This is a genomic window from Nocardioides jejuensis (genome assembly GCF_004337475.1).
GTDB classification, from domain to species: Bacteria; Actinomycetota; Actinomycetes; order Propionibacteriales; family Nocardioidaceae; genus Nocardioides; species Nocardioides jejuensis.
In genome coordinates this window covers 93,619-120,107 of record NZ_SJZJ01000006.1, presented here as the reverse complement: position 1 = coordinate 120,107, position 26,489 = coordinate 93,619, and the positions used below count along the sequence as shown (strand labels likewise).

25 protein-coding genes and 2 tRNA genes are annotated in these 26,489 nt (G+C 70.1%); 6 read left to right on the top strand and 21 right to left on the bottom strand.

Translation table 11 applies throughout. From position 1 onward, the window contains the following. Positions 1-14: 14 nt before the first annotated feature. Positions 15-293, top strand: a complete 279-nt coding sequence (locus EPD65_RS05725; RefSeq protein WP_131582203.1) for a hypothetical protein — start codon at positions 15-17, stop codon at positions 291-293. Here EPD65_RS05725 and EPD65_RS16525 read toward each other — a convergent pair. Beyond that, positions 290-1,006 (bottom strand): ANTAR domain-containing protein, encoded by a 717-nt coding sequence (locus tag EPD65_RS16525; RefSeq protein WP_131582202.1) that lies wholly within the window; start codon positions 1,004-1,006, stop codon positions 290-292. The genes EPD65_RS05725 and EPD65_RS16525 overlap by 4 nt on opposite strands. A gap of 142 nt (positions 1,007-1,148) precedes the next feature. On the opposite strand from EPD65_RS16525, the gene valS reads away from it, so the two are divergent. After that, a complete protein-coding gene (gene valS / locus EPD65_RS05715; protein ID WP_131582201.1) occupies positions 1,149-3,761 on the top strand; it encodes a valine--tRNA ligase in 2,613 nt (870 codons plus the stop codon). A gap of 71 nt (positions 3,762-3,832) precedes the next feature. Here valS and EPD65_RS05710 read toward each other — a convergent pair whose 3' ends face one another. The 15 genes from EPD65_RS05710 to EPD65_RS05640 all read right to left on the bottom strand — a co-directional run bounded on the left by EPD65_RS05710 (position 3,833) and on the right by EPD65_RS05640 (position 15,380). Then, positions 3,833-4,453: a hypothetical protein gene (locus EPD65_RS05710; RefSeq protein WP_131582200.1), complete on the bottom strand. Its 621-nt coding sequence runs from the start codon at positions 4,451-4,453 to the stop codon at positions 3,833-3,835. 139 nt (positions 4,454-4,592) lie between these two features. Continuing rightward, positions 4,593-5,870 carry an ATP-dependent Clp protease ATP-binding subunit ClpX gene (gene clpX / locus EPD65_RS05705; protein ID WP_131582199.1) on the bottom strand — a complete coding sequence of 426 codons (1,278 nt, stop codon included), beginning with the start codon at positions 5,868-5,870 and terminating at the stop codon, positions 4,593-4,595. A gap of 89 nt (positions 5,871-5,959) precedes the next feature. Then, entirely contained in the window at positions 5,960-6,565 is a 606-nt protein-coding gene (locus tag EPD65_RS05700) for an ATP-dependent Clp protease proteolytic subunit (RefSeq protein WP_131582198.1), read from the bottom strand. A 31-nt stretch (positions 6,566-6,596) separates the two neighbouring features. After that, a complete protein-coding gene (locus EPD65_RS05695) occupies positions 6,597-7,196 on the bottom strand; it encodes an ATP-dependent Clp protease proteolytic subunit (RefSeq protein ID WP_207891428.1) in 600 nt (199 codons plus the stop codon). A 115-nt stretch (positions 7,197-7,311) separates the two neighbouring features. Continuing rightward, positions 7,312-7,785, bottom strand: coding sequence for an SRPBCC family protein (locus tag EPD65_RS05690; protein ID WP_131582196.1), 474 nt, complete (start codon positions 7,783-7,785; stop codon positions 7,312-7,314). Further along, positions 7,782-8,993, bottom strand: coding sequence for a lipase family alpha/beta hydrolase (locus EPD65_RS05685; RefSeq protein WP_131582195.1), 1,212 nt, complete (start codon positions 8,991-8,993; stop codon positions 7,782-7,784). The genes EPD65_RS05690 and EPD65_RS05685 overlap by 4 nt, the downstream gene beginning before the upstream one ends. Before the next feature lie 56 nt (positions 8,994-9,049). Beyond that, complete coding sequence (locus EPD65_RS05680; RefSeq protein ID WP_131582194.1) at positions 9,050-10,105, bottom strand: lipase family protein; 1,056 nt, start codon at positions 10,103-10,105, stop codon at positions 9,050-9,052. Positions 10,106-10,280: 175 nt separating this feature from the next. Continuing rightward, positions 10,281-11,651 (bottom strand): trigger factor, encoded by a 1,371-nt coding sequence (gene tig / locus EPD65_RS05675; RefSeq protein WP_131582193.1) that lies wholly within the window; start codon positions 11,649-11,651, stop codon positions 10,281-10,283. A gap of 60 nt (positions 11,652-11,711) precedes the next feature. Next, positions 11,712-11,784: transfer RNA gene (locus EPD65_RS05670), tRNA-Pro, on the bottom strand. A gap of 23 nt (positions 11,785-11,807) precedes the next feature. Continuing rightward, positions 11,808-11,881, bottom strand: a tRNA-Gly gene (locus EPD65_RS05665). A gap of 79 nt (positions 11,882-11,960) precedes the next feature. Beyond that, the gene (locus EPD65_RS05660) at positions 11,961-13,028 is read right to left on the bottom strand and encodes a PP2C family protein-serine/threonine phosphatase (protein ID WP_243640458.1); all 1,068 of its coding nucleotides are present in this window, start codon (positions 13,026-13,028) and stop codon (positions 11,961-11,963) included. A gap of 51 nt (positions 13,029-13,079) precedes the next feature. Then, positions 13,080-13,916, bottom strand: coding sequence for an Fpg/Nei family DNA glycosylase (locus EPD65_RS05655; protein ID WP_131582192.1), 837 nt, complete (start codon positions 13,914-13,916; stop codon positions 13,080-13,082). 1 nt (position 13,917) lies between these two features. Further along, entirely contained in the window at positions 13,918-14,430 is a 513-nt protein-coding gene (locus EPD65_RS05650) for a ribose-5-phosphate isomerase (RefSeq protein ID WP_131582191.1), read from the bottom strand. 12 nt (positions 14,431-14,442) lie between these two features. After that, entirely contained in the window at positions 14,443-14,811 is a 369-nt protein-coding gene (locus EPD65_RS05645) for a hypothetical protein (RefSeq protein WP_131582190.1), read from the bottom strand. Then, positions 14,811-15,380, bottom strand: a complete 570-nt coding sequence (locus EPD65_RS05640; RefSeq protein ID WP_131582189.1) for an LURP-one-related family protein — start codon at positions 15,378-15,380, stop codon at positions 14,811-14,813. The genes EPD65_RS05645 and EPD65_RS05640 overlap by 1 nt, the downstream gene beginning before the upstream one ends. 36 nt (positions 15,381-15,416) lie before the next feature. Here EPD65_RS05640 and EPD65_RS05635 point away from each other — a divergent pair, with 36 nt between their 5' ends. The 3 genes from EPD65_RS05635 to EPD65_RS05625 are packed head-to-tail and all read left to right on the top strand — an operon-like array spanning position 15,417 to position 18,152. Next, positions 15,417-16,088, top strand: a complete 672-nt coding sequence (locus EPD65_RS05635) for a nitroreductase (protein ID WP_131582188.1) — start codon at positions 15,417-15,419, stop codon at positions 16,086-16,088. A gap of 17 nt (positions 16,089-16,105) precedes the next feature. Beyond that, a complete protein-coding gene (locus EPD65_RS05630) occupies positions 16,106-17,770 on the top strand; it encodes a DUF885 domain-containing protein (RefSeq protein ID WP_131582187.1) in 1,665 nt (554 codons plus the stop codon). Between the two features lies 1 nt (position 17,771). Continuing rightward, positions 17,772-18,152 (top strand): YrdB family protein, encoded by a 381-nt coding sequence (locus EPD65_RS05625; protein ID WP_131582186.1) that lies wholly within the window; start codon positions 17,772-17,774, stop codon positions 18,150-18,152. Here EPD65_RS05625 and EPD65_RS05620 read toward each other — a convergent pair. The 5 genes from EPD65_RS05620 to chrA all read right to left on the bottom strand — a co-directional run bounded on the left by EPD65_RS05620 (position 18,125) and on the right by chrA (position 23,827). Next, positions 18,125-18,973 carry a hypothetical protein gene (locus tag EPD65_RS05620; RefSeq protein WP_131582185.1) on the bottom strand — a complete coding sequence of 283 codons (849 nt, stop codon included), beginning with the start codon at positions 18,971-18,973 and terminating at the stop codon, positions 18,125-18,127. The two genes, EPD65_RS05625 and EPD65_RS05620, sit on opposite strands and share 28 nt — an antisense overlap. Positions 18,974-19,068: 95 nt before the next feature. Beyond that, positions 19,069-19,305 (bottom strand): hypothetical protein, encoded by a 237-nt coding sequence (locus tag EPD65_RS05615; RefSeq protein WP_131582184.1) that lies wholly within the window; start codon positions 19,303-19,305, stop codon positions 19,069-19,071. Further along, positions 19,298-21,106, bottom strand: a complete 1,809-nt coding sequence (metG, locus tag EPD65_RS05610; RefSeq protein ID WP_131582183.1) for a methionine--tRNA ligase — start codon at positions 21,104-21,106, stop codon at positions 19,298-19,300. The genes EPD65_RS05615 and metG overlap by 8 nt, the downstream gene beginning before the upstream one ends. A 63-nt stretch (positions 21,107-21,169) precedes the next feature. Continuing rightward, positions 21,170-22,369 carry an N-acetylmuramoyl-L-alanine amidase gene (locus EPD65_RS05605; protein ID WP_165872901.1) on the bottom strand — a complete coding sequence of 400 codons (1,200 nt, stop codon included), beginning with the start codon at positions 22,367-22,369 and terminating at the stop codon, positions 21,170-21,172. Positions 22,370-22,456: 87 nt separating this feature from the next. Continuing rightward, the gene (gene chrA / locus EPD65_RS05600; protein ID WP_131582181.1) at positions 22,457-23,827 is read right to left on the bottom strand and encodes a chromate efflux transporter; all 1,371 of its coding nucleotides are present in this window, start codon (positions 23,825-23,827) and stop codon (positions 22,457-22,459) included. Positions 23,828-23,890: 63 nt separating this feature from the next. Between chrA and pepN the strand changes: the two genes are divergently transcribed. Continuing rightward, positions 23,891-26,449 (top strand): aminopeptidase N, encoded by a 2,559-nt coding sequence (gene pepN, locus EPD65_RS05595; protein WP_131582180.1) that lies wholly within the window; start codon positions 23,891-23,893, stop codon positions 26,447-26,449. The last annotated feature ends 40 nt before the right edge of the window (positions 26,450-26,489 follow it).

The following is a 26,489-nucleotide window of genomic DNA, read 5'->3' as shown; positions in this document are numbered from 1 at the left end:
CATGGATCAGCATCGTGACCGGCACTTCAGGGTTCGTCAGCTCCGACGTCACCGTCGACCGCATCGTCAAGCTCGCGTGGACCGAGGCCCGATCGACGACCTGGTCGCCGATCCGCTCGGGGCGCAGCACCGCCGCCTTCGCGGCCAACGACATCGACCGCCTCAGCCGGGCCCGGGCAACGCTGGCCCTCGAGGCCGCTGACCGCAGCATGGCCGAGCTCAAGCGCGCCTACACGACGCTCACCGTGGCGATCGGCACCGCTCAGGAGCACCACCGGTTGCGCAGCGACTAGGGCGTGTGGCGGCCGAGTGCGTCCTGGACCACCTCGAACGCCACCTCGCGCAGCGGCCGCCGGCTGCTGCGCGCGATCGTGCGGAGCTCGGCGAAGGCTTCCTCCGGCGAGCAGCCGTGGCGCCCGATCAGCACACCCTTGGCCTGCTCGATCACCACCCGGCTCTCGAGCGCGACGCGCAGTTCGGCGACCTCCTGCCCGGCCCGTTCGTACGCCAGCGCGTTGCGAGTCAGCGCCCGCGCCAGCACCGGAGGAACGACGATCCCCTCTGTCGGCATCTCCTGCCCGAGCAGTGCCGTCCAGAACGTCGTCACGTCCTCGACGCTGTGCACGACGCCGACCGCCCGCCGACCCTGCTCAGGGATCACCGGGATGTTGCACGGCGACCAGTACTTCATGGTGAATCCACCGTCGCGCGCGGGGACGTCGTACTTCTGGACGAACATGTCGTGCGCCTCCCCCGAGCGCAGCGCACTCTCCAGGGACGCGGTGAGATTGCGTACGCCGTCGGCTGCCGCATCGTCGGGGTTGTCCGGGAAGGCATCGAAGAGGAACGAGCTGATCAGGTCCTCGGCGTCACGATCGGTGGCACGGAGGTAGGCCGGGTTGACCGCGCGGACCACCCACCCGGCATCGAGGAGAAGCCGGGGCACCGGGTCCTGGAGGAACGCCGCCGAGCGTGCGACGTCCCGCAACGCGAGGTCGGGGGCCACGACCCCAGCCTAGGAAGCAATCGCGGAGATGTCAGCGTCGGACGAGGCACGCGATGTCCACGACCGACGCACGGGCGCTCCCCGCTCTCACCTGCGAGAACCGGTTTTCTCCGGTCCCGCGCGCGCCCGTAAACTCCCGCCCATGACTGAGACTCCCCAGAACGCCGCCCCCGAGACGCCCGACGCCACTCCCACCGGCGCCGTCGTCGTACCGGAGAAGCCGGCGCTGGAGGGCCTCGAGGCGAAGTGGGCCGGGCAGTGGAAGGCCGACGACACCTACAAGTTCGACCGGACGCAGCCGCGCGAGAACGTCTACTCGATCGACACGCCCCCGCCGACCGTCTCGGGCTCGCTGCACGTCGGCCACGTCTTCTCCTACACGCACACCGACGTCATCGCGCGCTTCCAGCGGATGACCGGCAAGTCGGTCTTCTACCCGATGGGCTGGGACGACAACGGTCTGCCGACCGAACGCCGCGTGCAGAACTACTTCGGCGTCCGCTGCGACCCGTCGCTCCCCTACGACGCCGACTTCCAGCCGCCGGCCAAGCCCGACCCGAAGAAGCAGATCCCGATCTCGCGTCCGAACTTCATCGAGCTCTGCGAGCAGCTGGTCGAAGAGGACGAGAAGGTCTTCGAGTCGCTGTGGCGCACGCTCGGCCTCTCGGTCGACTGGAACGAGACCTACACGACCATCGGCCAGAAGGCACAGGCCGTCTCCCAGAAGGCGTTCCTGCGCAACTTCGCACGCGGCGAGGCCTACCTGCAGGAGGCGCCGACCCTGTGGGACGTCACCTTCCAGACCGCCGTCGCCCAGGCCGAGCTCGAGTCGCGCGAGTACGCCGGCGCGTACCACCGCGTCGCGTTCCACGCCCCCGACGGCACCCCGCTCTTCATCGAGACCACGCGTCCCGAGCTGATCGTCTCCTGCGTGGCGCTGATTGCGCACCCGACCGACGAGCGCTACCAGCACCTGTTCGGCACCACCGCCACCTCGCCGGTCTTCGGCGTCGAGGTCCCGGTCCTGGCGCACGAGGCCGCCGAGCCGGACAAGGGCTCCGGCCTGGTCATGTGCTGCACCTTCGGTGACCTCACCGACGTCACCTGGTGGCGCGAGCTGCAGCTCCCGGTCCGCACCGTCATCGGTCGCGACGGCCGCCTGCTGCGCGAGACCCCGGAGTGGCTGACCGGCGATGCCGCCACGAAGTACGACGCCGACCTGGCCGGCAAGACGGCGTTCTCCGCGCGCGAGCAGATGGTCACCTGGCTGCGCGAGTCGGGTGACCTCGACGGCGAGCCGAAGCCCACCCAGCGCATGACGAACTTCTACGAGAAGGGCGACAAGCCGCTCGAGATCGTCGCCACCCGCCAGTGGTACGTGAAGAACGGCGGCCGCGACGCCGACCTGCGCGAGGCGCTGATCGCCGACGGCAAGCAGATCGACTGGCACCCGTCGCACATGCAGCACCGCTACGACAACTGGATCTCCGGCCTCAACGGCGACTGGCTGATCTCGCGCCAGCGCTTCTTCGGCATCCCGTTCCCGGTCTGGTACTCCCTCGACGCCGACGGCGAGCCGGACTACGCGAACCCCATCGTCCCAACCGAGGCGCAGCTGCCGGTCGACCCGTCGACCGACGTGCCCGCGGGCTACGAGGCGGCGCAGCGCGGTGTCGCCGGCGGCTTCATCGGCGACCCGGACGTCATGGACACCTGGGCGACCTCGTCGCTGACCCCGCAGATCGCCGGCGGCTGGGAGACGGACCCGGCGCTGTGGGCCGCGGTCTACCCGATGGACCTCTGCACCCAGGGCCACGACATCATCCGCACCTGGCTCTTCTCCCGCGTCGTGCGCGCGCACCACGAGGACAAGACGGTCCCGTGGAAGCACGCGATGCTCTCCGGCTTCGTCGTCGACCCCGACCGCAAGAAGATGTCGAAGTCCAAGGGCAACGTCGTCGTTCCGACCGAGATCCTCGACAAGTACGGCGCGGACGCCGTCCGCTGGCGTGCCGCGATGGCCCGTCCGGGCCTCGACTCGCCGTTCGACGAGTCGCAGATGAAGGTCGGCCGCCGCCTCGCGATGAAGGTCCTCAACGCCTCGCGCTTCGTGCTCGACTCGGAGTTCGGCGTCGGTGCGACCGTCGTCAACCCGGTCGCGATCACCGAGGCGATCGACGTCGCCCTGACCGGTCGTCTGGCGGGCGTCGTACGCCGCGCCACCGAGGCGTTCGAGTCGTACGACTACACGACCGCGCTGGAGACGGCGGAGAAGTTCTTCTGGGAGTTCTGCGACGACTACCTCGAGCTCGTCAAGGAGCGCGCGTACGCCGGCTCGGAGTCCGCCAAGGCGACGCTGGCCCTGGCGCTGCACGTCCAGCTGCGCCTGCTGGCGCCGTTCCTGCCGTACGTCACCGAGGAGGTCTGGTCCTGGTGGCAGGCCGGTTCGGTGCACCACGCTGCCTGGCCGACCGTGCTCGAGATGGGCTCGGCCGGCGCCGCTGACGGTGCCGCCGTCGACGCGGTGGCCGCCGCTCTCGGTGGCATCCGTGGCGCGAAGTCGCAGGCCAAGGTCTCGATGCGCACCGAGCTGTCGCGCGTCGAGTTCACCGGCCCCGCCGCCGTCCTCGAGATCGTCCGCAGCGCGGAGCAGGACCTGCGCAACGCCGGCAAGATCACCGGCGAGGTCGTCTACGCCGAGGGCGAGGGCGACCTCACCGTCGCCGCCGAGGTCGTCGCTCCCCCGGAGTCCTGACGCCGAGAGGGCAGGTACGTCGACGTACCTGCCCTCTCGCCGTAGCGGTGCTGCCCTCTCGGCGCTGCGGATCAGTGCTTGTGGTGGCGGGCGGCCCGAGCGGCCTTGCGGTCGGCCTTCGCCGCGGCGCGGTCAGCCTTTGCCGCCTTGCGGTCGGCCTTTGCGGCGTCGTGGTCAGCCTTGCGCTGTGCCTGTGCCGCCGCGTGCTCGGACTTCCGGTGCACCTGTGCCGACGCGTGACCGGCCTTGCGGTGGGCCTGGGCGTGGTGTCGGTCCGTCGGGGTCGGCGCGGTGCGCGGCGTGACCGTCGACGGGGCGCCAGCGCTTCCCGAGTGCGTGGTGGTGTGCGTCGGGGCGTGGGACGTGGTCGAGACGGCCGCCGAGGCGTGCTGTGTCCCGGACGTCGACCGGGCGCCAGCTGCAGGGTGCGCATCGGGCGCCGGCGCCACGCTCCGCACGACCGGGACGACGGCGCTCGCGACGGCCTGCCCCACGCGCGATCCGAGGTCGGAGACGCCGCTGGCGGCGTCCGACACGCTGCGGATCACGTCGACCATCGGCGCGGGCCCGCCTGCGTGGGCGATGGAGTCAGCAACGGACCCCGTGGGTGCGATCCCCTGGACGAGGACCACCACCGCGGCAGCACACAGGGCGGCGTACGCCGTCATCGGCCGTGCGTGTGATGCGTCCATGGCCCCTCCCTGGTGCAGACTCCCTCGGCACAAGTCTCCCCGCTACGAGCGGTCTCCGCGGTCCACTTCCGCGAAATGGCCCGAAATAACTACGACCGCCCCGAGGTGTCGGGACGGTCGTAGTCGGGGGCCTGAGGCGTCAGGCCGACTTCTTCTTCTTCGGCTCTTCGTCGCGCGGGATGAGCGTCGGCTCCACACCGTCGGTGACGACCTCGCCGGTCACGATCACCTTGGCGATGTCGCCACGCGAGGGGACGTCGTACATCACGTAGAGGAGCGTCTCCTCGATGATCGCGCGCAGGCCACGGGCACCGGTGCCCCGCTCGAGCGCCTTGTCGGCGATGGCCTGGACGGCCTCATCGGTGAACTCGAGCTCGACGCCGTCGAGCTCGAAGAGCTTCTGGTACTGCTTCACGAGCGCGTTCTTCGGCTCGGTCAGGATCTGCACGAGGGCGTCCTGGTCGAGCTTGGAGACGGCGGCGATCAGCGGCAGACGGCCGATGAACTCGGGGATCAGGCCGAACTTGGTCAGGTCCTCCGGGCGCACGAGCGAGAGCAGGTCCTGCGCGTCGCGCTCTTCCTGACCGCGCACCTCAGCGGTGAAGCCGAGCGACTTCTTGCCGACGCGCTGCTCGATGATGTGCTCCAGCCCCGCGAAGGCGCCACCCACGATGAACAACACGTTGGTCGTGTCGATCTGGATGAACTCCTGGTGCGGGTGCTTGCGGCCGCCCTGCGGCGGGACCGAGGCAGACGTGCCCTCGAGGATCTTGAGCAGGGCCTGCTGGACGCCCTCGCCGGAGACGTCGCGCGTGATCGAAGGGTTCTCCGCCTTGCGGGCGACCTTGTCGATCTCGTCGATGTAGATGATGCCGGTCTCGGCCTTCTTGACGTCGTAGTCGGCAGCCTGGATCAGCTTGAGCAGGATGTTCTCGACATCCTCACCGACGTAGCCGGCCTCGGTCAGGGCCGTGGCGTCGGCGATCGCGAACGGCACGTTGAGCATCCGCGCGAGCGTCTGGGCCAGGTAGGTCTTGCCACAGCCGGTCGGGCCGATGACGAGGATGTTGGACTTGGCGACCTCGACCTCGTCCTTGGCGTGCTTGCCGGCGAGCGTGGCGCCCGACTGGACCCGCTTGTAGTGGTTGTAGACCGCGACCGCGAGCGACTTCTTCGCCTGCTCCTGACCGATCACGTACGAGTTGAGGAACTCGAAGATCTCGCGCGGCTTGGGCAGCTCCTCGAGGCCGACCTCGGTGCCCTCGCTGAGCTCCTCTTCGATGATCTCGTTGCAGAGATCGATGCACTCGTCGCAGATGTAGACGCCGGGGCCCGCGATGAGCTTCTTGACCTGCTTCTGGCTCTTCCCGCAGAAGGAGCACTTCAGCAGGTCGCCACCGTCACCAATGCGTGCCACGGGGTTCCTCTTCTCTCAAACCTTGTTCAGCGTGTCGACGGTACCTCCGGTCGGACCCTTTCGGGGCCCGACACGGAGGCCGACTTGAATCAGACGAACGCCGCGGCCTTGCGCGACTCGAGCACGCCGTCGATCAGGCCATACTCCAGCGCCGCCTCGGCGGTCAGGATCTTGTCGCGCTCGATGTCGCGGCTGACCTGCTCGAGGTCCTTGCCGGAGTGCTCCGAGATCATCTTCTCGAGCAGCTCACGCATGCGCAGGATCTCGTTGGCCTGGATCTCGATGTCGGAGGTCTGGCCGAACGTGCCCTCGGTGTAGGGCTGGTGGATCAGGATCCGGCTGTTGGGCAGCGCGAGGCGCTTGCCGGGCGCACCGGCCGCGAGCAGGATCGCCGCCGCCGAGGCCGCCTGGCCCAGGCAGACCGTCTGCACGTCGGGCTTGATGAACTTCATCGTGTCGTAGATCGCCGTCAGCGCGGTGAACGAGCCACCGGGCGAGTTGATGTAGATCTGGATGTCACGGTCGGGGTCCATCGACTCGAGGCAGAGCAGCTGCGCCATGACCGCGTTGGCCACGTCGTCGCTGATCGGGGTGCCGAGGAAGATGATGCGGTCCTCGAAGAGCTTGGCGTAGGGGTCGATCCGACGAATGCCGTACGACGTGCGCTCTTCCCACTGCGGGATGTAGTAGTTCATGACGTCTCAGTTCCTTGTCTGCGAGCCGGGCTCAGCGAGCCGGACGGCCCTGGTCGACGGCTTCCTTGGCGGACTTGATCACCTGGTCGACGAGGCCGTACTCGAGGGCCTCCTCGGCGGTGAACCAGCGGTCGCGGTCGGCGTCCTCGGTGATCTGCTCGACGCTCTGGCCGGTGTGCTCGGCGATGAGCTCGGTCAGGACCTTCTTCACGTGGATCGACTGCTGCGCCTGGATCTTGATGTCCGACGCCGAGCCGCCCATGCCCGAGGAGGGCTGGTGCATCATGATGCGCGCGTTGGGCAGCGCGTAGCGCTTGCCCGGGGTGCCGGCGCAGAGCAGGAACTGACCCATCGATGCCGCGAGGCCCATGCCGACCGTGGCGACGTCGTTGGGGATGTAGTTCATGGTGTCGTAGATCGCCATGCCCGCCGTCACCGAGCCACCGGGGCTGTTGATGTGCAGGAAGATGTCGGCCTCCGGGTCCTCCGCGGAGAGCAGGAGGAGCTGCGCGCAGATCGCGTTGGCGTTCTGGTCGCGCACCTCGGAGCCGAGGAAGACGATGCGCTCACGGAGCAGCCGCTGGTAGACATCCGCGTCGAGGCCGTACGACGGCGAGGCGCCGCCGTCCATCTGGGGGCTGGAGATCTGGTTCACGAGGCCGACAGTAGCCGCGGACACCGACATTTCCACGGCACACACCGCCCTGTTCGCCGACAGCAGATTTCGGCGTTCACCGTGGGCTGAATCAGCCCTGCTCGACCTCTGCCTTGAGCGCGACGAGGCCCTCGTTCATGTGCTGCTCGAGCTCGTCGCAGTGCGGGGCGCCGCCACCGAGGAAGAGCGGCGCGAAGGCCTTGCTGATGTAGGTGAGCCGCGGAACGGGGCGGCGCTGGACCAGACGCGTGCCGCCGTCGTTCGCCTCGAGCTCGTAGATCCACGTCGCGCCGCTGGTCGCGGTGTGCCACGCGAGGGCGCGCTCGGGGTCGACCTGCTTCACGACGTTGCGCGTCGGCCACACGATCGCCTTGCGGCGGTTGAGGCCGAGGTACCACTGACCGACCCGCAGACCGCCGCGCTTGAGCGGGACCATCGAGATCAGCTCCGCGCTGCGTGCCGGCATCCGGGAGAGATCGGTGAGCGCGTCCCAGACCTGAGCCGGCGTCGCGTCGATGCTGATCTCGGCGCGAAGCTCACGGTCGGCGGTGCGGGACTCGGTCATGCGAGCCACTCCTTCAGCTTGCGGTGCACCTCGGGGTGGTTGAGCAGCCCGAAGTGGTCGGTGTTGGGCAGGTGCAGCGTGCTGGCCCCCGGGAAGAGGTCGACGCGGCCAGAGCGTCCCATGGCCGAGGGGTGGCGCACCAGCAGGTCGCCGAACGCCACGCTGAGCGGATGGAAGACCGTCGGGCCCAGGGTCGCCGAGACGAGGTGGTAGCGGGCACGCGGCAGCCGCGCGACCTCGTCACGCACCCCACGGCGGAGGTCGGAGATGCCGACGGAACGGGTGTCGAGGATGCGGGCGATCGAGCGCACCTCCGGCAGCTTGCCGAGCGCCCAGGCACCGTGGTGCACGAGCCGCTCGAGCGGGGCGCCGAGGTGCGGCGTGCCGAGGGTGACGACGTCGGTCACGAGCTCGCGCCACGGGTCGCGCGCACCGGTGTCGACCACGCAGGCGCGCCGGATGATCAGGCCGCCCATCGAGTGGCCGACGAGGGCGATCCGGGTCACGGGCACCGGCCATCCGGCCACCAGCTCGTCGAGCAGCGCGGCCAGGGCGACGCCGTTCTCCGCGATGGAGAGGCCGCTGTTGACCCGGAGCCGCACGGGCGACCAGTCCCCCGTGGCGGCCAGGGCGGCGCCGTACGACGGGAGCTCGTCGGCGCGCCGGTCCCAGTGCTCGTCGTGCTCCATCAGGCCGTGCACGAAGACGACGACCTGGCCCGTGGCCTGCGGGAACGCAGCACGGAGACCCTCCGGCGTCAGGGGCACGTCGTGCCCGCCGTCGCGCACCGCCATCCGGATCGCGCTGGAGCTGCCGTCCTCGGTCAGCCGGTCGCCGATCAGGCCGTTGACCACCGAGGTCACGTGACGGCCGAAACGCAGCTCCTCGGTACGTCGACCGCGACCCTTGCGGTCCTGGACCTCGAGCACGCGCGCCCCGCCACGGAGCCCCTGACCGAGCGAGCGGTAGATGCCGTTCGCGATCGCGTCATGGACCAGCTGGGACGGCTTGCCGGCGCCGAGGGTGAGCGGGTTGACGATCCCCCAGACGCGGCCCGAGATGGCCAGGTGCGTGTCACGGACGGTGCCGAGCAGCAGGTCCTCGGCGTACGTCGCGGCGAGGGCACCGGTACCGTGGAGGGTCGCGCCACCGGCAGCCGGCGCGGCGACGACGCGGGCGCTGACGGGAGCGGGCTCAAGAGCGGACATGCCCACCAGTGTCCGTTTTCAGTGAACAGTTGTCCACTCGACGTGCGTCACACGCGTCAGCGCAGCCAGTCCATCAGCGAGCGGTGGACGTCCGGGTGGTTGACCAGTGACTGCGCGCCGATCGTGACCTCGTGACGCTCGGCGGTCGGGAAGAGATCGCGCGCGCGGCGGACCTGGCGCATCGCCCGCTGGCGCCACCAGAGCATGCCGCCAAGGACGGCGCCGGCCGGGTTGGCCATCCCCATCGCACGGTCGGTGACCAGCAGGTAGCGGACACCGTGGCGCGGCGGGACGTCGACGACTTCCTCGTCGGCGGCGAGGATGCCGGCCAGCCGCTCCTCAAGACGCCGACCCGCCTCGCGGGCGAAGCGCTGGGGCGAGGCCTGGAGGTGCGGAGTGCCGAGCGCGACGAGCTCGGTGACCAGATCGGCCCACGGCCGCTCCCCCGGCGCGACGACACCGAGCGCACCACGGGCGACCAGGCCACCCGTGCCGTGCGCGACGATCGCGATCCGGCGTACGGCGGTCGGCCAGGCCTCGATGAGCTCCTGGAGGACGCCGCTGAGCTCGACCGCGGCGTTGCCGATGCCGACGGTGTCGTCGACGCGCAGCTGGACCGGCGTCCAGCCGAGCAGGCCGGAGAGGCGCGAGGCGTACGTGCCGCCGAGCTCCTCCACCGAACGACGCCAGGAGCGCTCGTCCTCGCCCGGCTGGGGCACGAAGACGACCAGGTGGTCGCCAGCCTCGACCGGATCGACCTCCGCGCCGTACGCCACGGCGAGGTCGTCGGTCTCGAGCTCGAGGTCCTCGTCGAGGAAACGCACGGCGACGGGCGGGCGGACCAGCTTCTGGCGTTCGAGCACCTGCTGGCGGCCGAGCGGACCCGCGGCGAGCGCGAGCGGACGGCGACCGAGCGCCACCAGGCGCAGGCCGAGCCCGGCGGTGGCGCGGATCAGGCCAAGGCCGAACTGCACACGGCCGGCGATGCCCTCGCCGATCTGCTGGGCGGCCCGGAAGGGGTCCGGAGCGTCCGGATGGCCGCGGTGCTGGCCGGGCGGGAGCGAAACGGCGTACTCGTCGTCACCGAGGGGGACGAGGGGCGACGCGTTCACCGGACAAGTCTCCCACCGCGGAGGCCTTCGCTGCACTCGTTGCGGCCCGTGTCACGCCCAGAACCACCACTCGCCAAACTGTCAGACTGACAGTTTCGCTTGGTGTGACACCTCGGAAATGTCAGACGGGGCCAAACTGTCAGACTGACAGTTTGGCCCCGTCCGGAGCTGTGGATCAGGCGTCCGACGTGTCGTCGTCGGCAACCTCGGCCTCGCCGATGGTGCCGTCGGGACGAAGGTTCTTCAGCTCGACCACGTTGCCGGAGGCGTCCTTGACGGTGGCACCCTCGACGATCGAGGCGAGCGCCTTGCCGCGGAGGATCTCCTGGACGTACTCCTGGATGTGGTGCGGGTGCTCCTGCAGGTGCTCGAACGCCTTCTGCGGGTCCTGGCCCTGCTGCTGCGCACGCATGAGCACGTGGTTGGTGAGCTCCTGCTGCTCGACGCCGAACTGCTCGGCCTTGACGACCTCGTCGAGGATGAACTGCGCGGTGATGGCGTCGCGGACGCGGCGCTCGAGCTCAGCCTCGAACTCCTCCTGCGTCTGGCCCTCCTCCTCGAGGTACTTCTCCATCGAGAGGCCCGCGAACATGAGCTGCTGCTCGACCTGCTGGCGGCGGGCGTTGAGCTCGTCGGTGACGATCGTCTCGGGGAGCGCGATCTCGACCTGCTCGAGGAGCTTCTCGAGGACGGCGTCGCGGGCGGCAGCGGCCTGCTCGAGGCGCTTGCCGTTGCCCAGGCGGGTGCGGACGTCCTCGCGCAGCTCGTCAGCGGTGTCGAACTCCGACGCCAGCTGGGCGAACTCGTCGTCGAACGCCGGGAGCTCCTGCTCCTGGACGCCGGTGACCTTGACGGTGACCTTGACCGGCTCGCCGACGAGCTCGCCGCCGACCAGCTCGGAGTCGAAGGTCTTCTCGTCGCCCGCGGCCATGCCGGCGAGCGCCTCGTCGAGACCGTCGAGCATGCCGCCGCGGCCGACCTTGTAGGACATGCCGGCAACCTCGGCGCCCTCGACGACCTCGTCGTTCTGCTTGGCGACCAGGTCGATGGTGACGAAGTCACCGTCAGCGGCCGCGCGCTCGACGTCGTTGAGCGTCGCGAAGCGCTCGCGCAGGGCGCCGATCTGCTCCTCGACGTCGTCGTCGGTGAGGGCGATGTCCTCGACCTCGGCCGCGAGACCGTCGTACGCCGGGAGGGTGATCTCCGGCTTGACGTCGACCTCGGCGGTGAACTCGAGGGCAGCGTTGTCCTCGAACTTGGTGACCTCGATCTCGGGCTGGCCGAGCGGCTCGAGGTTGTTGTCCTGGAGGGCCTCGCCGTAGGCCTTCGGGAGGACCTCGTTGACGGCCTCGTCCAGCGCGAAGCCGCGGTAGCCCTGGCGGTCGAGGACGGCCTGCGGGACCTTGCCCTTGCGGAAGCCGGGGATGTTCACCTGCGCGGCGACCTTCTTGTAGGCCGCGTCGAGGCTCGGCTTGAGCTCCTCGAAGGGGACCTCGACGGTCAGCTTGACCCGGGTGGGGTTCAGGGTCTCGACGGCGCTCTTCACCGTGTTTCTCCTCGGTGTTGGTGATTGATGCAGGGAGTCTGTTGCTTTTCTTTGGGGCTGTCGGGGCGACAGGACTCGAACCTGCGATCTCCTGCTCCCAAAGCAGGCGCGCTAGCCACTACGCTACGCCCCGCCAAGTGGCCCTTCACGGGCCCTTGGAGCGGATGACGGGAATCGAACCCGCGTGATCAGTTTGGAAGACTGGAGCTCTACCATTGAGCTACATCCGCATGCTCATCCGATGCCCGCTGACGGGCACAAATGCGCGGGTGACATCGTGCCACACCGCTCCGAGCGCTCCGAATCCGGTCAGCGACGGTGGACCAGCAGCAGCGCGCGGTCGTCGTTGCGGGAGCCGAGTTTGTCGATGAGCCGTCGGGCTCCGTCGTCCATGCCGGAGCGGAGCAGGCGCTCGCCCTGGCCCTGGAGACGGTCGATGCCCATGGCGATGTCACGGCTGCGGTTCTCCACCAGGCCGTCGGTGTAGAGGAGCATCGCGTCACCGCGGCGCATGGTGCCGTGCACGGCCGGGAAGTCGGCGTCCTCGAGGACGCCGAGGACGGTCCCGCCCTCCGCCGGGTGGACGACCCAGCGCCCCGCGCCAGCGCTGAGCTGCACCGCAGGCGGGTGCCCGGCCGACCGGAGCACGAAGTCGCCCGCGTCGAGGTCGAGCGTCAGGTGGATCGCCGTCGCGAAGCCTTCCTCCCACTCCTGTCGCAGCAGGTAGTCGTTGGCCGCCGGCAGGAACTCCTCCGGGGGGAGTGCGCCGAGCAGGCCGCTGAACGCTCCGGAGAGCAGAAGCGAGCGGGTGCCGGCGTCCTCGCCCTTGCCCGAGACGTCGACGACGACCAGGTCGAGGCGCCGGCCGTTGCCGGGCCGCGAGGCGACCACGAAGTCTCCGGCGAACGGCGTGCCACCCGCCGACCGGAGCGCCGTCTCGGCGTACCACTCGGCGGGGAGGGGCGGCAGCATCCCCTGGGACATGATCCGGTCGCGCAGGTCGACGAGCATCGACTCGCCCCGCGGTCCGGAGACGCCGAGACGAGACCGCCGGAACGACGCCTGCAGCACGATGAAGGCGATGAAGAAGACCGCCACGACGCCCGCCGAGGTGCGCAGGTCCGCGCGCTGGCGCTGCGCGACGCAGATCAGCATCACGGCGAGCAGGAAGATCAGGTACCAGGGCAGATGGCGCGGCCCGAGGTAGTGGCTGGCGAAGAACAACGGGAGAATGAAGACCGTGATCGGCACCAGGTCCGGCACGCCGGTCAGGACCGCAGCGCACACCAGTACCAGCGTCACGTGCAGGTAGAGCACCAGTGCCGGCCCTCGGCGGTTGAGGGTCGTGAGGCTGGTCATGCGGTGGGCGCGGGCCACGGGATCCTCGAGTTCGCGGGCACAGGTGTGGGCTGGTGGAGTGGGATCACCCTACGGTGCCGACCGGGACCGGGACCGGAAAGTCGGCTGGCAACGCGGGCACCAGAAGAGATTGCGCCCCTTGAGGTCCTGCGTGCGTACGACGCTCCCGCAGACGTGGCACTCCATGCCCGTGCGCCGGTAGACGTAGACCTCGCCGCCGTGGTCGTCGACACGCGGCGGTCGCCCCATCGCCTCCGGGGTGTGCTCGGGGCGCACCGTGTCGATGCGGTTCAGGCGGACGCCCTCGGCCATCAGCAGGACGAGGTCGTCCCAGATCGCCTGCCACTGCTTCTTCTGCAGCGTGCGACCGGGGCGCTGGGGGTCGACACGGTGCCGGAAGAGCACCTCCGCCCGGTAGACGTTGCCGACGCCGGCGAGGACCGCCTGGTCCATCAGCAGGTCTCCGATGGAGCGCTCGCTCTTCGCGATCCGGGCCCAGGCCCGGTCGGGATCGGCGTCCGGGCGCAGCGGGTCGGGGCCGAGCTGGGCGACGACCTCCCGCACGCGGGCGCCGTCGACGAGGTCGCAGCGGGTCGCCCCGCGCAGGTCGGCGTAGGCGTCGGGGCTGGCCAGTCGCAGGCGAACCGCGCCCTGCGGCGGCGGTGCCGTGCCGCGGCGTACGTCGAGCTTGCCGATCAGGCCGAGGTGGATGTGGACGAACCGCTCGCCCGCGAACTCGAGGAAGAGGTGCTTGCCCGCGGAGTCCGCGCCGACCAGCTCGGTGCGGTCGACCTGCGCCGCGTCGGCGGCGAAGCGCCCCTGCGGGCTGGAGACGGCGACGACCTCACCACCGAAGGCGGCGGTGAGGTCGATCGCGAGGCGTCGGAGGGTGTGCCCCTCGGGCACGTCAGTCCCGGTCGGCGGGGCCGGACATCGCGGACTCGGGGAGCGGCGGAAGGTCGCGGCTGACCTCATAGTCGCTCATCATCGCGATGCGGCGGACGTGGCGCTCGTCGCCCGGGAACGGCTCCTTGAGGAAGATGCCGACGAAGCGGGTCATCTCCTCCAGCGTGTGCTGGCGGCCGCCGACAGAGACGACGTTGGCGTTGTTGTGCTCGCGCGCGAGCTGGGCGGTGGCGTCGTTCCAGACCAGGGCGGCACGGACGCCGATCACCTTGTTGGCCGCCATCTGCTCGCCGTTGCCGGAGCCACCGATGACGACGCCGAGCGAGTCCAGGCCGTCGGCCTGCTCCGCCGCGACGGCCTCGGCCGCACGCAGGCAGAAGACCGGGTAGTCGTCGAGGGCGTCGTAGACGAACGGACCGTGGTCGACCGGCTCGTAGCCGTTGTCGACCAGCCAGTTCATCAGGTGGTCCTTGAGCTCGAGGCCGGCGTGGTCGCTGCCGAGGTGAACGCGCATGGGCGCATTCTTTCAGACGCCGAACGGCACGGGATCACCGTGTTCCGTGCGCAAACGCGATCCCATCGGTGCACCCAGGCCCTCGAGCTCGGCGACCAGTCGCGCGAGCGCCTTGTCGCTGGCGTCGTGCAGCGCGAGGTCGAGCTGGATGAACGGCGTGCCACCAGGGCCCTTGTGGTGCTGGGCACCAGACCCTGCCGCCAGCAGCTCCCCGGCACCGGTCTCCTCGAGCCAGGCCGTGACGGGACCCGTGTAGGCCACCGCCGCGAACGGGTTGCCCGGATCCGCCGGGATACGCACGACGACGAGGTGGTGAGCGCCGTGGTCGTGCTCGCCGCCTGCCTGCGCATCGCCGCCGAAGAGCCGGTCCCAGAGCCCCATCAGCGGGCCATCAGGGCGTCGAGCGCTACGGCCACTGCGGCGGCCACACGGAAGTCGACCCGCTGGTCGGGGACGGTCACGTGATAGCGATCGCCGATGCTGGCCTTCCGGGTGCTGGAGAGCATCGGCGCGCCCTCGGCGTTCGTGAAGTCGAAGTGGATCGGCAGGAACGAGATGTCCGTGAAGCGGCGCAGGATCGCGACGGTCATCGACCGCTCCTGGCCCGAGCCCGCGTAGCCGGGGCCCTCGAGATGGAACGTCGAGCGCAGCATGCTGGCGCCGAAGTCCTTGCGGAAGAAGCCCAGCGGCTGCCCCGCCTCGTCGACGATGTCGTAGCCCGAGCCGAGGTCCATCACCTTGCGCGCCTTGAACCCGAAGACCGGACGCACCTTCGAGGCGTCGGTGTAGAAGGTGACCTGCTCCTTGAACGCCATGCGCTTCTGCTCCGCGAACGCCATGAGCTGACCCGGCTTGCCGTCGGGCCCGAGCGCGTAGATCTCGTAGCGGTTCACCATGAGGGTGAGCTTCTGCTTGAGGAAGAACTCGGGGAGGTACATCGCGGCAGTCATGGCGCTGACGCTAGCGGGGCGTGCCACGATGCGCGGGTGACAGACGCCTTCTCCACGCTCTCCGCGCTGCAGGACAGCCGCTCCACCTGCCGCGCCTACGCGCCCGAGCCGGTCCCGGACGGGACGCTGGACGCGCTGCTGCGGATGGCGCAGCGGACCGCGTCGTGGTGCAACACCCAGCCGTGGCAGGTCGAGGTCGTCTCCGGCGACGCACTGGCGTCGTTGCGGACGGCGCTGGTCGAGCACGTCCTGTCCTCCCCCACGTCGCCGGACCTGGAGTGGCCGACGGCGTTCCCGGGGGTCTATGGCGACCGCCGCCGCGAGTGCGGCTTCCAGCTGTACGACGCCCTCGGCATCGCGCGCGAGGACAAGGACGCGCGCTTCGCGCAGATGCTGAAGAACTTCGAGTTCTTCGGCGCCCCGCACGTGGCGATCGTCCACACGCCTGCCGAGCTCGGGCCCTATGGCGCGGTGGACGCGGGGCTGTGGCTGCAGTCGTTCCTGCTCGGCGCCGAGGCACTCGGCCTCGGCGCTGCCCCGCAGGCGGCGCTCGCGTCGTACGGCGGGTTCTTCCGCGAGTGGTTCGGCCTGGGCGAGGACCGGTTGGTCGTCTTCGGTGTCTCGTTCGGCGTCCCGGCGGAGGGTGCGCCGGTCAACGCCTTCCGGACGACGCGCGCGGAAATCTCCGATGCGGTGCGCTTGCACTGACCACTAGTTTGGCGAGCATGACCCGTCTCGTGGACCAGCTCACCGACCAGTACGTCACCGATGTCGCCGCGCTCGACCCGATCAGCGCGACCGCGATGGGTGTGCCCGGGCACGATCACGAGCTGCCGGACCTCTCCCCCGACGGCTTCGCGGCACGGGAGTCGCTGGCGCGCTCGGGCTTCGCTGCAGTGACCGCGGCCGCTCCTTCGGACGCGCGCGAGCAGGTCGCCAAGGACGCCTATCTCGAGCGCACCGGTCTCGAGCTCGAGACGATCGACGCAGGCCTGGCCCGGCACGAGCTGTCGGTGATCAGCGGCTGGTCCAACGCGGTCCGGGAGTCCTTCGACCTGCTGCCGACCGAGACTGCGGAGGACTGGGAGGCCATCGGCTCGCGTCTGTCGGCCATCCCGACTGCTCTCGAGCAGTACCGCGCCACGCTCCTCGAGGAAGCGGCGGCCGGGCGCGTCGTCGCCCGCCGGCAGTACGTCGAGCACGCGGCGCAGATCGCGGGCTGGACCGGTCAGCGCACGTCCGCGAACTTCTTCACCGACCTGGTCGCGGCAGCCCCGGCCGGGCAGCGCGGCTCGCTGGACGCGGCGGCGGCTGCAGCGTCCGCGGCGTACGCCAAGTTCGGCTCGTTCCTGACCTCGGATCTCGCCCCGCGGGGCCGCGAGAGCGACGGCGTCGGGCGTGAGCACTACGCGCTGGCGTCGCGACAGTTCCTCGGCGCGACGGTCGACCTCGAGGCGACGTACGCGTGGGGCTGGGAGGAGCTGGCCCGGATCGAGGCGGACATGAACGCGACCTCGGGTCGCATCGTCTCCGGTGGGTCGATCGCCGACGCGGTCGCAGCCCTCGACGCCGACCCGACGCGCGACCTCGGCTCGCGCGAGGCGTTCCAGGCCTGGATGCAGGAGAAGTCCGACGGCATCGTCCGCGAGTTCAACGGGGTGCACTTCGACATCGACCCCGCGATCCAGCGGCTCGAGTGCCGCGTGGCCCCCGTCAACGACGGCGGCGCCTGGTACACGCCGCCCTCGGAGGACCTGTCGCGTCCCGGCACGATGTGGTTCTCGTTCACCGACGACCACAAGACCTTCTCCACGTGGCGCGAGACGACGACCGTCTTTCACGAGGGCGTGCCCGGCCACCACCTGCAGTGCGCGCAGGCGGTGCTGCGGGCCGACCTGCTCAACCGCTGGCAGCGCCTGATGTGCTGGGTCAGCGGCCACGGCGAGGGCTGGGCGCTCTACTCCGAGCGGCTGATGGACGAGCTCGGCTTCTTCGCGGACCCGGGCGACCGGCTCGGCTTCCTGGACATGCAGGGCTTCCGCGCGGCCCGCGTCGTCGTCGACATCGGCGTGCACCTGGGCCTGACCATCCCGAAGAACGCGTGGGGCTGGCGCGAGGGCGAGACGTGGAACGCCGACCTGGTCTTCGAGTTCATGCGGGCCCACTCGCGGATGGACGACGGCTCGTTGAAGTTCGAGGTCAACCGCTACCTCGGCTGGCCCGGCCAGGCGCCGTCCTACAAGGTCGGCGAGCGCATCTGGCTCGAGGCGCGGGCCGAGGCGGAGGCGCGCGCCGGGTCGGCGTTCGACCTGAAGGCGTTCCACACCGCTGCGCTGGACCTGGGGTCGCTCGGCCTGGATCCGCTCAAGGCCGCGCTCGCGCGCCTCTGACATGCGCGGCTTCGCCCTGACCGTGCTGCTGCTCGTCTTCCTCGACGAGCTGGCGGTGATGGCAGCGTTCGGGGCGTGGGGCTGGCACACCGACGGCGGGCTCCGGTGGCTGCTGGTCGTGCTGGCGCCAGTCGCCGCCATGCTCGTGTGGTTTTTCTTCGCCTCACCCAAGGCGCGGTACGGCGGTCGGCTGGCGCGGCCGGTCGTCAAGGTGATCGTCTTCGGCCTCGGGTCGGCCGCACTGTGGTCGATCGGCGCGCACGGCTGGGCGCTGGCCCTGCTCCTCGGCAGCCTCGTGGTCAACGCGCTGGCGCAGACGCCTCCTGTGCTGCGCGTGCTGCGTGAGCTCGAGGCTCAGGAGGAGCGGCGTTCGAGCTTGTAGTGCAGCTTGACCGCGCTCGCCTTCCAGACCCGCAGGTCGTGGTCGGCGCGGACGACGCCCTCGTCGTCGACGTACACGTGGAACGACTCGTGCACCGGCGCCCGCGAGGCGTGGGTATGGCCGCCGTCGCGCGCGATCACGTAGGCCCCGTTGCCGCCCCAGCGCTCACCCGGCGACCGCAGCCAGAGCGATCCGTCCTCGCCGTGGTCCGGGCGCAGGAAGACCTGTACGTTGCCGGACTCGAGCGGAAACGCGACGTGTACGCCGGGTCGGTCGGCGCCGGGTAGTGACCGCGACGAGTAGCAGCCGCTGAACGCGAAGGCCCCTGTCGCGCGGACCGTGCGGAGCCAGCCCGCCGCGCGCTGCACGCCGTCGGCGTCCTCGATGACCGCGATCCGGCTGTCCATGCCGCGTGCCGTGTCGAGCGGTCGCATCGGCAGCGCCAGCTGTTCGAGCCGCTGCCCGAAGATCCGTGACACCAGCTCGCCCCCGGGCCAGAAGAGCGGCGACCACGCCACCCACACCTCCATGCGCCAGTCCGAGGTGTGCTCGTAGAAGTCACGGATCTCCGGCCGGAGCCGCGCTGCCTCGAACCCGGGGCCGTCGAGCTCCGCCATGTCGCGCATCAGCCCCGCGCCGGGCAGGCCCTCGCGCACCACCCCGCCGTACGCCGCCGCCTCGGCCGCCAGCCACGCGTCGCCCACCTGCGGTCCGTCGCTCATCGGCGCGCGAAGCCACGCGTGCTCACCGTCGACGTCGATGCGGCGCCCGACCGCGCGCCAGAACTTGCGCGTCGAGAGGTCGAGCAGGCTGAGGTCCACGTGGGGAGCCTAGGGGCCTGCCCCGTCGAAATCAGCGGGTGGCCTTTTCGTCACGGGCTGCGAGAAAACCCACCCGTTGAGGGCGGGAGGCCCACTCACGACGCGAAGTGCCGCCAGATGAGCTGGCTCAAGGACCCGACCGCACACCCGACGGCCGCGAGTTCCAACCAGCGCTGTGCCTTCGCACCCGGCCGCAGCAGGTAGTCCACGGCCAGGAGCGTGGCCATCGCCGCGAAGGGCCAGTGCCGGTCCTCGATTGCTGTGACGGCCACGAATGCCCAGAGGAAGCCGAACCACCGCGGAAGGACGTCGCGGCGCAGGCGGTCAGCCATTCAGGCGCTCGAGCTCTTCCTCGACAACAGCCGGGTCGAGCTTCACGAACACCGGCGCCGGCTTCTCGACCGGGGTGCCGGAGACGATCGGCGTGCGGCCCCAGGAACGGGCGGTCGTGTAGTCGCCGGTGATGATCGGGTAGCCCGCACCGCCATCGAGGTCGTCCACGTCGACGATCGACGGCATCGGCTGCACGTCACCCGCGCCGCCCATGATCGCGTCGATCGCGTTGGCCGAGTGCGGCATGAACGGCGACAGGATCACGTTGAGGTCGACCACGCACTGCGCCATGACGTGCAGGACGGTGGCCAGGCGCGCGGCGTTCTCCTCACCCATGAGCTTCCAGGGCTCGAGGTCGGAGACGTACTTGTTGACCTCGCCGACGACGCGCATCGCCTCGCCGATCGCGGCCTTCTGGCGGTGGTGGCTGATCAGGTCGCCGACCGTGTCGAAGGCGCCGAGCACCGCGGCCAGGACGGCCTCGTCGACCGGCTCCAGCTCGCCAGCGGCAGGCAGCTCGCCGTAGTTCTTCGCGATCAGGTTGGCGGTGCGGTTGACCAGGTTGCCCCAGCCCGCGACCAGCTCGTCGTTCGTACGCCGGACGAACTCCGCCCAGGTGAAGTCGCTGTCCTGCGACTCCGGGCCCGCGGAGGCGACGAAGTAGCGGAACGCGTCGACCTGGTAGCGCGCGAGCAGGTCGCGCACGTAGATGACGATCTTCTTCGACGAGGAGAACTTCTTGCCCTCCATCGTCAGGAACTCCGACGAGACGACCTCGGTCGGCAGGTTCAGCGAGCCGAGCTCACGGGGCGCGCCGCCACGCGAGCCGCGGCCGTCGTACGCGAGGAGCTCAGCAGGCCAGATCTGGCTGTGGAAGGTGATGTTGTCCTTGCCCATGAAGTAGTACGACAGGGCCTCGGGGTCGTTCCACCAGTCACGCCACGCCTCGGGGTTGCCCGAACGACGCGCCCACTCGATCGAGGCCGACAGGTAGCCGATGACCGCGTCGAACCAGACGTAGAGCTTCTTCGTCGGGTTCTCGCGCCACCCGTCGAGCGGGACAGTGATGCCCCAGTCGATGTCGCGCGTCATGGCGCGCGGGCGGATCTCGTCGAGGATGTTCTTGGAGAACTTGATGACGTTCGGACGCCACAGGCCGGAGGCCTCGCGCTGATCGAGCCACTCCCCCAGCGCATCTGCCAGCGCCGGCAGGTCGAGGAAGAAGTGCTGCGTCTCGATGAACTCCGGCGTCTCGCCGTTGATCTTCGAGCGCGGGTTCTTCAGGTCCTGCGGGTCGAGCTGCTTGCCACAGTTGTCGCACTGGTCGCCGCGCGCGCCGTCGGCACCGCAGTTGGGGCAGATGCCCTCGATGTAGCGGTCCGGCAGGGTGCGACCGGTCGACGGCGAGATGGCACCGAACGTCGTCTCCTCGACGAAGTAGCCGTTCTCGTAGACGCCGAGGAAGAGCTCCTGGACGACCTGCTCGTGGTTGCGCGTGGTGGTGCGCGTGTAGAGGTCGTAGGAGACGCCGAGCGAGGTGAGGTCCTCGACGATCATCCGGTGGTTCTGGTCGACGAGCTGCTGCGGGGCCAGGCCCGCCTCGTCGGCAGCGATCAGGATCGGCGTGCCGTGCTCGTCGGAGCCCGAGACCATGAGCACGTCGTGGCCGGCCATCCGCATGTAGCGGCTGAAGACGTCGGACGGTACGCCGAAACCGGCGACGTGGCCGATGTGGCGGGGACCGTTGGCGTACGGCCAGGCGACCGCGCTGAGGACCTTGCGCGAGGGGGCGTTGCTCATGGGCCAGATCCTAGTGCGGCGCCGGCGGCCCGCACGCCGCGCCCGGGGTGATGAACCCGCGCCTCAGTAGTGGTCCGCCCGGGCCTGCGCGCGGGTGCGGATGTCGGGCAGCTTGGCGAAGAGGTACTTCCCCGGGCAGGCGGTCTCGTTGGTGTGCCGGTGGCCGTCGATGACCGGGAGGCGCGCGTGGGTGCCCTTCGGGTAGCGGTCGCTGCCTTCGCTGATCACGGTGACCCAGCCGGACGGCTTCATCCGGTGGTAGTCGAGCTTCCACGCGGCGAAGTGGACCAGCGTCGTGATCGCGGCCTTGGTGGGTGCCTTCTTCTCGAAGTTGCCGATCAGGGCGACGCCGGTCGAGTCCCAGTTGAACCCGAGCGTGTGCGCGCCGCGCGTGGGGTGGGTGACCCAGCCACCACGGCGGCCCTCCCAGAGCCGCCCGAACCTGTCGATCAGGAAGTTGTAGCCGATGTCGTTCCAGCCGAGCGACTGCGTGTGATACCAGTACATGCCGCGGATCAGGCCCGGGACCTCGGCCATCGTGTAGTCGTTGCGCGACGCCGTGTGATGGACGTGCACCTGCTTGATCACCTGGTTGTACTCCGGGTCGCCGTTGCGCAGGCTCTCGTCGGCACCCCACTTCGCGCGGTTCAGGATGGCCGGCTTCGGCGCGTAGTGACTCGGCGGCGTGTACGGCGCGGGGCTGGCCAGCGGCGCGGTGATCGAGGTCGGCGTCGCGCTCGGCGAGGTGGTCGCCGTGGTGACCGTGCTCGCGGCGTACGCCACCGCGTCGGTCTGCCCCGGGTCGATGGTGACGACGTGCAGGTCGCGCCCGCTGCCTCCCGAGATGCGGACCCGGACAGCGTCCGACGGGCCGACGGCGACGAGATCCGTGCCGTGCGTGCCGTTGCCCTCGTCCAGGTCGGCGTCTTCGAACGGCTCGAGGGTGCTCCAGGGCGTCCAGGCTCCACGGGTGTGCGTGCTGACGCGCACCGTGGGCGCATCGCCCCGCCAGGTGACAGCGACCTGGGAGAAGGCCCCGGGACGGATGACGCCCGTGCCCCCGCTGCTGCGGGCCGCGGTCGGGAGTGCCGTCTGCACGCCGCGTACGCCGTGGGGCACCGAGGCGGCAGCCGGCTGCCCCGAGGCACCGGGCGCGGGCGCCGCGAGAGGCGACACCTGAGCGTCGAGATGCAGGGCGAGAACGGCGGTCGAGGCCACACCGAGGGCCAGGACCGGGGACAGAAGGGTTCCGAGACGTGTCATGCGCACCTGCCCCATGGTGCGCGCCCCGGTCGTCGAAAGTCGACTTTTCCGTCGCGGGGCGTGGCGTCCGCGCCGGGTCACAGCGGGTCAGGTCAGCTGGAGGGCGAGACCCAGCACCGCGCAGACACCGAGCGTCCGCAGGACCGACCACTTCAGGCGGAACGCGAGCAGGAGCGCGACGACGGCGATCGCGGCCGGCTGCCAGGCAAAGGACGACCAGACCGGCACAAGCAGGTGCAGCGGCCCCGACGCGACCGTCCGCGTCCGCTCGAAGAGCGTGTGGACCGCGAAGTAGATCGCCAGGTTCGCGATCACGCCGACGACGGCTGCGGTGATGCCGGTCAACGCCGCGGACAGGGCTGCGTTGCCGCGCAGCCGCTCGACATACGGCGCACCGAGGAAGATGAAGAGGAAGCACGGCACGAAGGTCACCCAGGTCGTGAGCAGCGAGGCGATGAGCGCCGCCTGCCACGGGGCCAGGTCACCCGGCGAATGCCACGCGCCGAGGAACGCGACGTACTGGACGACCATGATCAGGGGTCCCGGCGTGGTCTCCGCGAGCGCGAGCCCCTTGACCATGTCGGTGCCGGAGAGCCAGCCGTAGGACTCCACCGCCTTCTGCGCGACGAACGCCAGGACGGCGTACGCGCCACCGAAAGTGACCAGCGCCGTGCCGCCGAAGAACAAACCCTCGTCGACATAGATGGAGTGGCGCCCGAATATCGCTGCGGCCAGCGCGACCGGCACGGCCCAGATGACCGCACCGCCCACGACGATCGCGAGGTTGCGGCGCCAGGACGGTGCTGCGTGGTGCAACGCGTCATCGGGGATCAGCGGCGCCGGTCCGTCGTTGCCGGACGCCTTGTGCCCGCCACCGACGACGAGGTCGGGCCGACGCCGGTGCACCAGCCAGCCGACGACACCCGCGCCCAGCACCACCAGGGGGAACGGCACCCCGAACGCCGCAAGGGCGACGAATGCCGCCACCGCCATCCCGACGAGGAAACGGGTCGCCAGCGCGCGACCGCCGACCCGGAGCACGGCCTGCAGCACGATCGCGAGGACGGCCGGCGCCAGACCCGCGAAGACCCCGGCGACGAGGGTGGCGTCGCCGTGAGCGGCGTACAACCAGGAGAGGCCGAGCAGCGCGACCACCCCGGGCAGCACGAAGAGGATGCCGGCGATGAGTCCGCCGACCCATCCGTTGAGCAGCCAGCCGGTGTAGATCGCGAGCTGCTGCGCCTCCGGGCCGGGCAGGAGCATGCAGTAGGAGAGCGCGTGGAGGAACCGCTTCTCGCCGAGCCAGCGCCGTTCGTCCACGAGGGTGCGCTGCATGACAGCGATCTGGCCGGCGGGGCCACCGAACGTCTGCAGGGCCACGAGACCCCATGCCTTCGTCGCCTCCCGCAGAGGGATGACGTGCCGGGAGGCGTGTGGGTCGGCGGGCGCGCTGGTCACGCTTCAGTATCGACGGCGCTCCGGGGTGCCGCGCGGCTGGGGCCGGGTGATTGGATGGCCGACATGCCCGGAACCAACCTCACCCGCGAGGAGGCGGCCACCCGCGCTGCCCTCCTCGACGTCGCGTCCTACCTCGTCGAGCTCGATCTGAGCGGCGAGTCCGAGACCACCTTCGCCAGCACGACGACCATCCGCTTCAGCTGCACCCAGCCCGGCGCGGAGACCTTCGCCGACCTGGTCGGCGCGAGCACGATCCACGAGATCACGCTCAACGGCACGGCGATCGACCCCTCGACGGCGTATGCCGACTCCCGTATCGCGCTGTCCGGCCTCGCTGCGTCCAACGAGCTCGTGGTCAAGGCCGACCTGGCCTACTCGCGCAGCGGCGAGGGCCTGCACCGCTTCGTCGACCCGGCCGATGGTCGCGTCTACCTGTACACGCAGTTCGAGGTGCCGGACGCGCGTCGCGTCTACTGCACGTTCGAGCAGCCGGACCTGAAGTCGGTCTTCACCTTCCACGTGACCGCCCCGGCCTCGTGGTCCGTCACCTCCAACTCCCCCACGCCCGCGCCGGTCGCCGTGTCCGAGGGCGTCGCGCGCTGGGAGTTCGCGGAGACGGTGCGGATGTCGACGTACATCACCGCGCTCGTCGCCGGTGAGTACCACGAGGTCCGCGACGTCTACGCGGGCGCGCACGGCGAGATCCCGCTCGGCGTCTTCTGCCGCCAGTCGCTCATCGAGCACCTCGACAGCGACGAGATCATCGAGATCACCAAGCAGGGCTTCGGCTTCTTCGAGGAGGCGTTCGCCTTCCCGTACCCGTTCGGCAAGTACGACCAGCTCTTCGTGCCCGAATACAACATGGGCGCGATGGAGAACGCCGGTTGCGTGACGTTCCGCGACGAGTACCTGCCGCGCTCGCGCCAGACCAAGGCGTTCTACGAGCAGCGGGCCAACACGATCCTGCACGAGATGGCGCACATGTGGTTCGGCGACCTCGTGACGATGAAGTGGTGGGACGACCTCTGGCTCAACGAGTCGTTCGCCGAGTGGGCCTCGCACCACGCCGCTGCCAAGGCGACCACGAAGTACGCCGACGCCTGGACCGGCTTCACCAACGCGCGCAAGAACTGGGCCTACCGCCAGGATCAGCTCCCCTCGACGCACCCGATCGCGGCCGACAACCACGACCTCGAGGCCGTCGAGCAGAACTTCGACGGCATCACCTACGCCAAGGGCGCCTCGACGCTGAAGCAGCTCGTGCACTGGGTCGGCGAGGAGCCGTTCCTCGCGGGCCTGCGGGCGTACTTCCAGAAGCACGCCTTCTCGAACTCCGAGTTCACCGACCTGCTCGGCGCCCTGGAATCGGCGTCCGGTCGTCAGCTCGACGGCTGGGCCGAGGAGTGGCTGCAGACCTCGGGCGTCAACACGCTCTCGGCTGCGTTTGCCGTGGGCGAGGACGGCGCGTTCACGTCGTTCGCGGTGCAGCAGACGGCGGCTGCGGACTACCCGACCCTGCGTCGCCACCGGATCCGCGTCGGCCTCTACGACCTGGTCGACGGCCGCCTCGTGCGCCGTTCGCAGGTGGAGACCGACATCGCGGGCGCGTCCACGGACGTCGCCGAGCTGGTCGGCCAGCAGCAGCCCGACCTCGTGCTGCTCAACGACGACGACCTGACGTACGCCAAGATCCGCCTGGACCCGCGTTCACTGGAGACGCTGGTCGCGCACATCGACAAGCTCGACGACTCGCTCGCCCGGGCCCTGTGCTGGGGTGCCGCGTGGGATATGACGCGCGACGCGGAGATGCGGGCGACCGACTTCGTCGCCCTCGTCCTCCAGGGTGTCGGCACCGAGAGCGACCTGACCGCGGTCGGCGCGCTGCTCGGCTACGCCAAGTCGTCCGTCGACCTCTTCTCCGCGCCGGGCACCAACCGGGACACGCTCAAGGAGATCTGGTCCAACGGGCTCCGGGGTCTGGTCAGCAAGGCCGAGCCGGGCAGCGACCACCAGCTCGCCCTCGTCCGGGCCTTCGCCGCGTCGCCGAACACCGACTACGCGCTCGACTGGGTGGCCTCGCTGCTGGCGGGTTCGCACACGGTCGAGGGACTCGACGTCTCGCAGGACCTGCGCTGGGCACTGATCTCCTCGCTCGCCGCGGGCGGTCGCATCGGCGATGCCGAGATCGACGCCGAGCTCGCGCAGGACGCCACGATCACCGGCCAGGAGGCCGCATCCGGCGCCCGCGCCGCGATCCCGACGGCGGAGGCCAAGGAGCGCGCCTGGCAGATCGGCGTCGTCGACAACGACACCCCGAACGAGACCGCTCGCCGCACGTGCGCTGCGTTCCAGGTCGCGGGTCAGGCCGAGCTCCTCGCGCCGTACGTCGACCGGTATCTCGAGATCGCCGGCACGATCCTGGAGACCCGCACGGTCTGGCTGGCGCGCCTCGCGCTCGAGCTCTGCTTCCCGCGGGCCAACCCGACCGCGGAGACGCTGGCGAAGGTCGACACCTGGCTCGACGCCTCCGACGGGGTCAACCCCGCCGCGGTGCGCTACGTCCGCGAGGGTCGCGCTGACCTCGCCCGGGCGCTCGCAGCGCAGGTGCGCGACGCCAGCTGACAGTTCGCCGAGACCCGGGTTTTGACGCGTCGAAACCCGG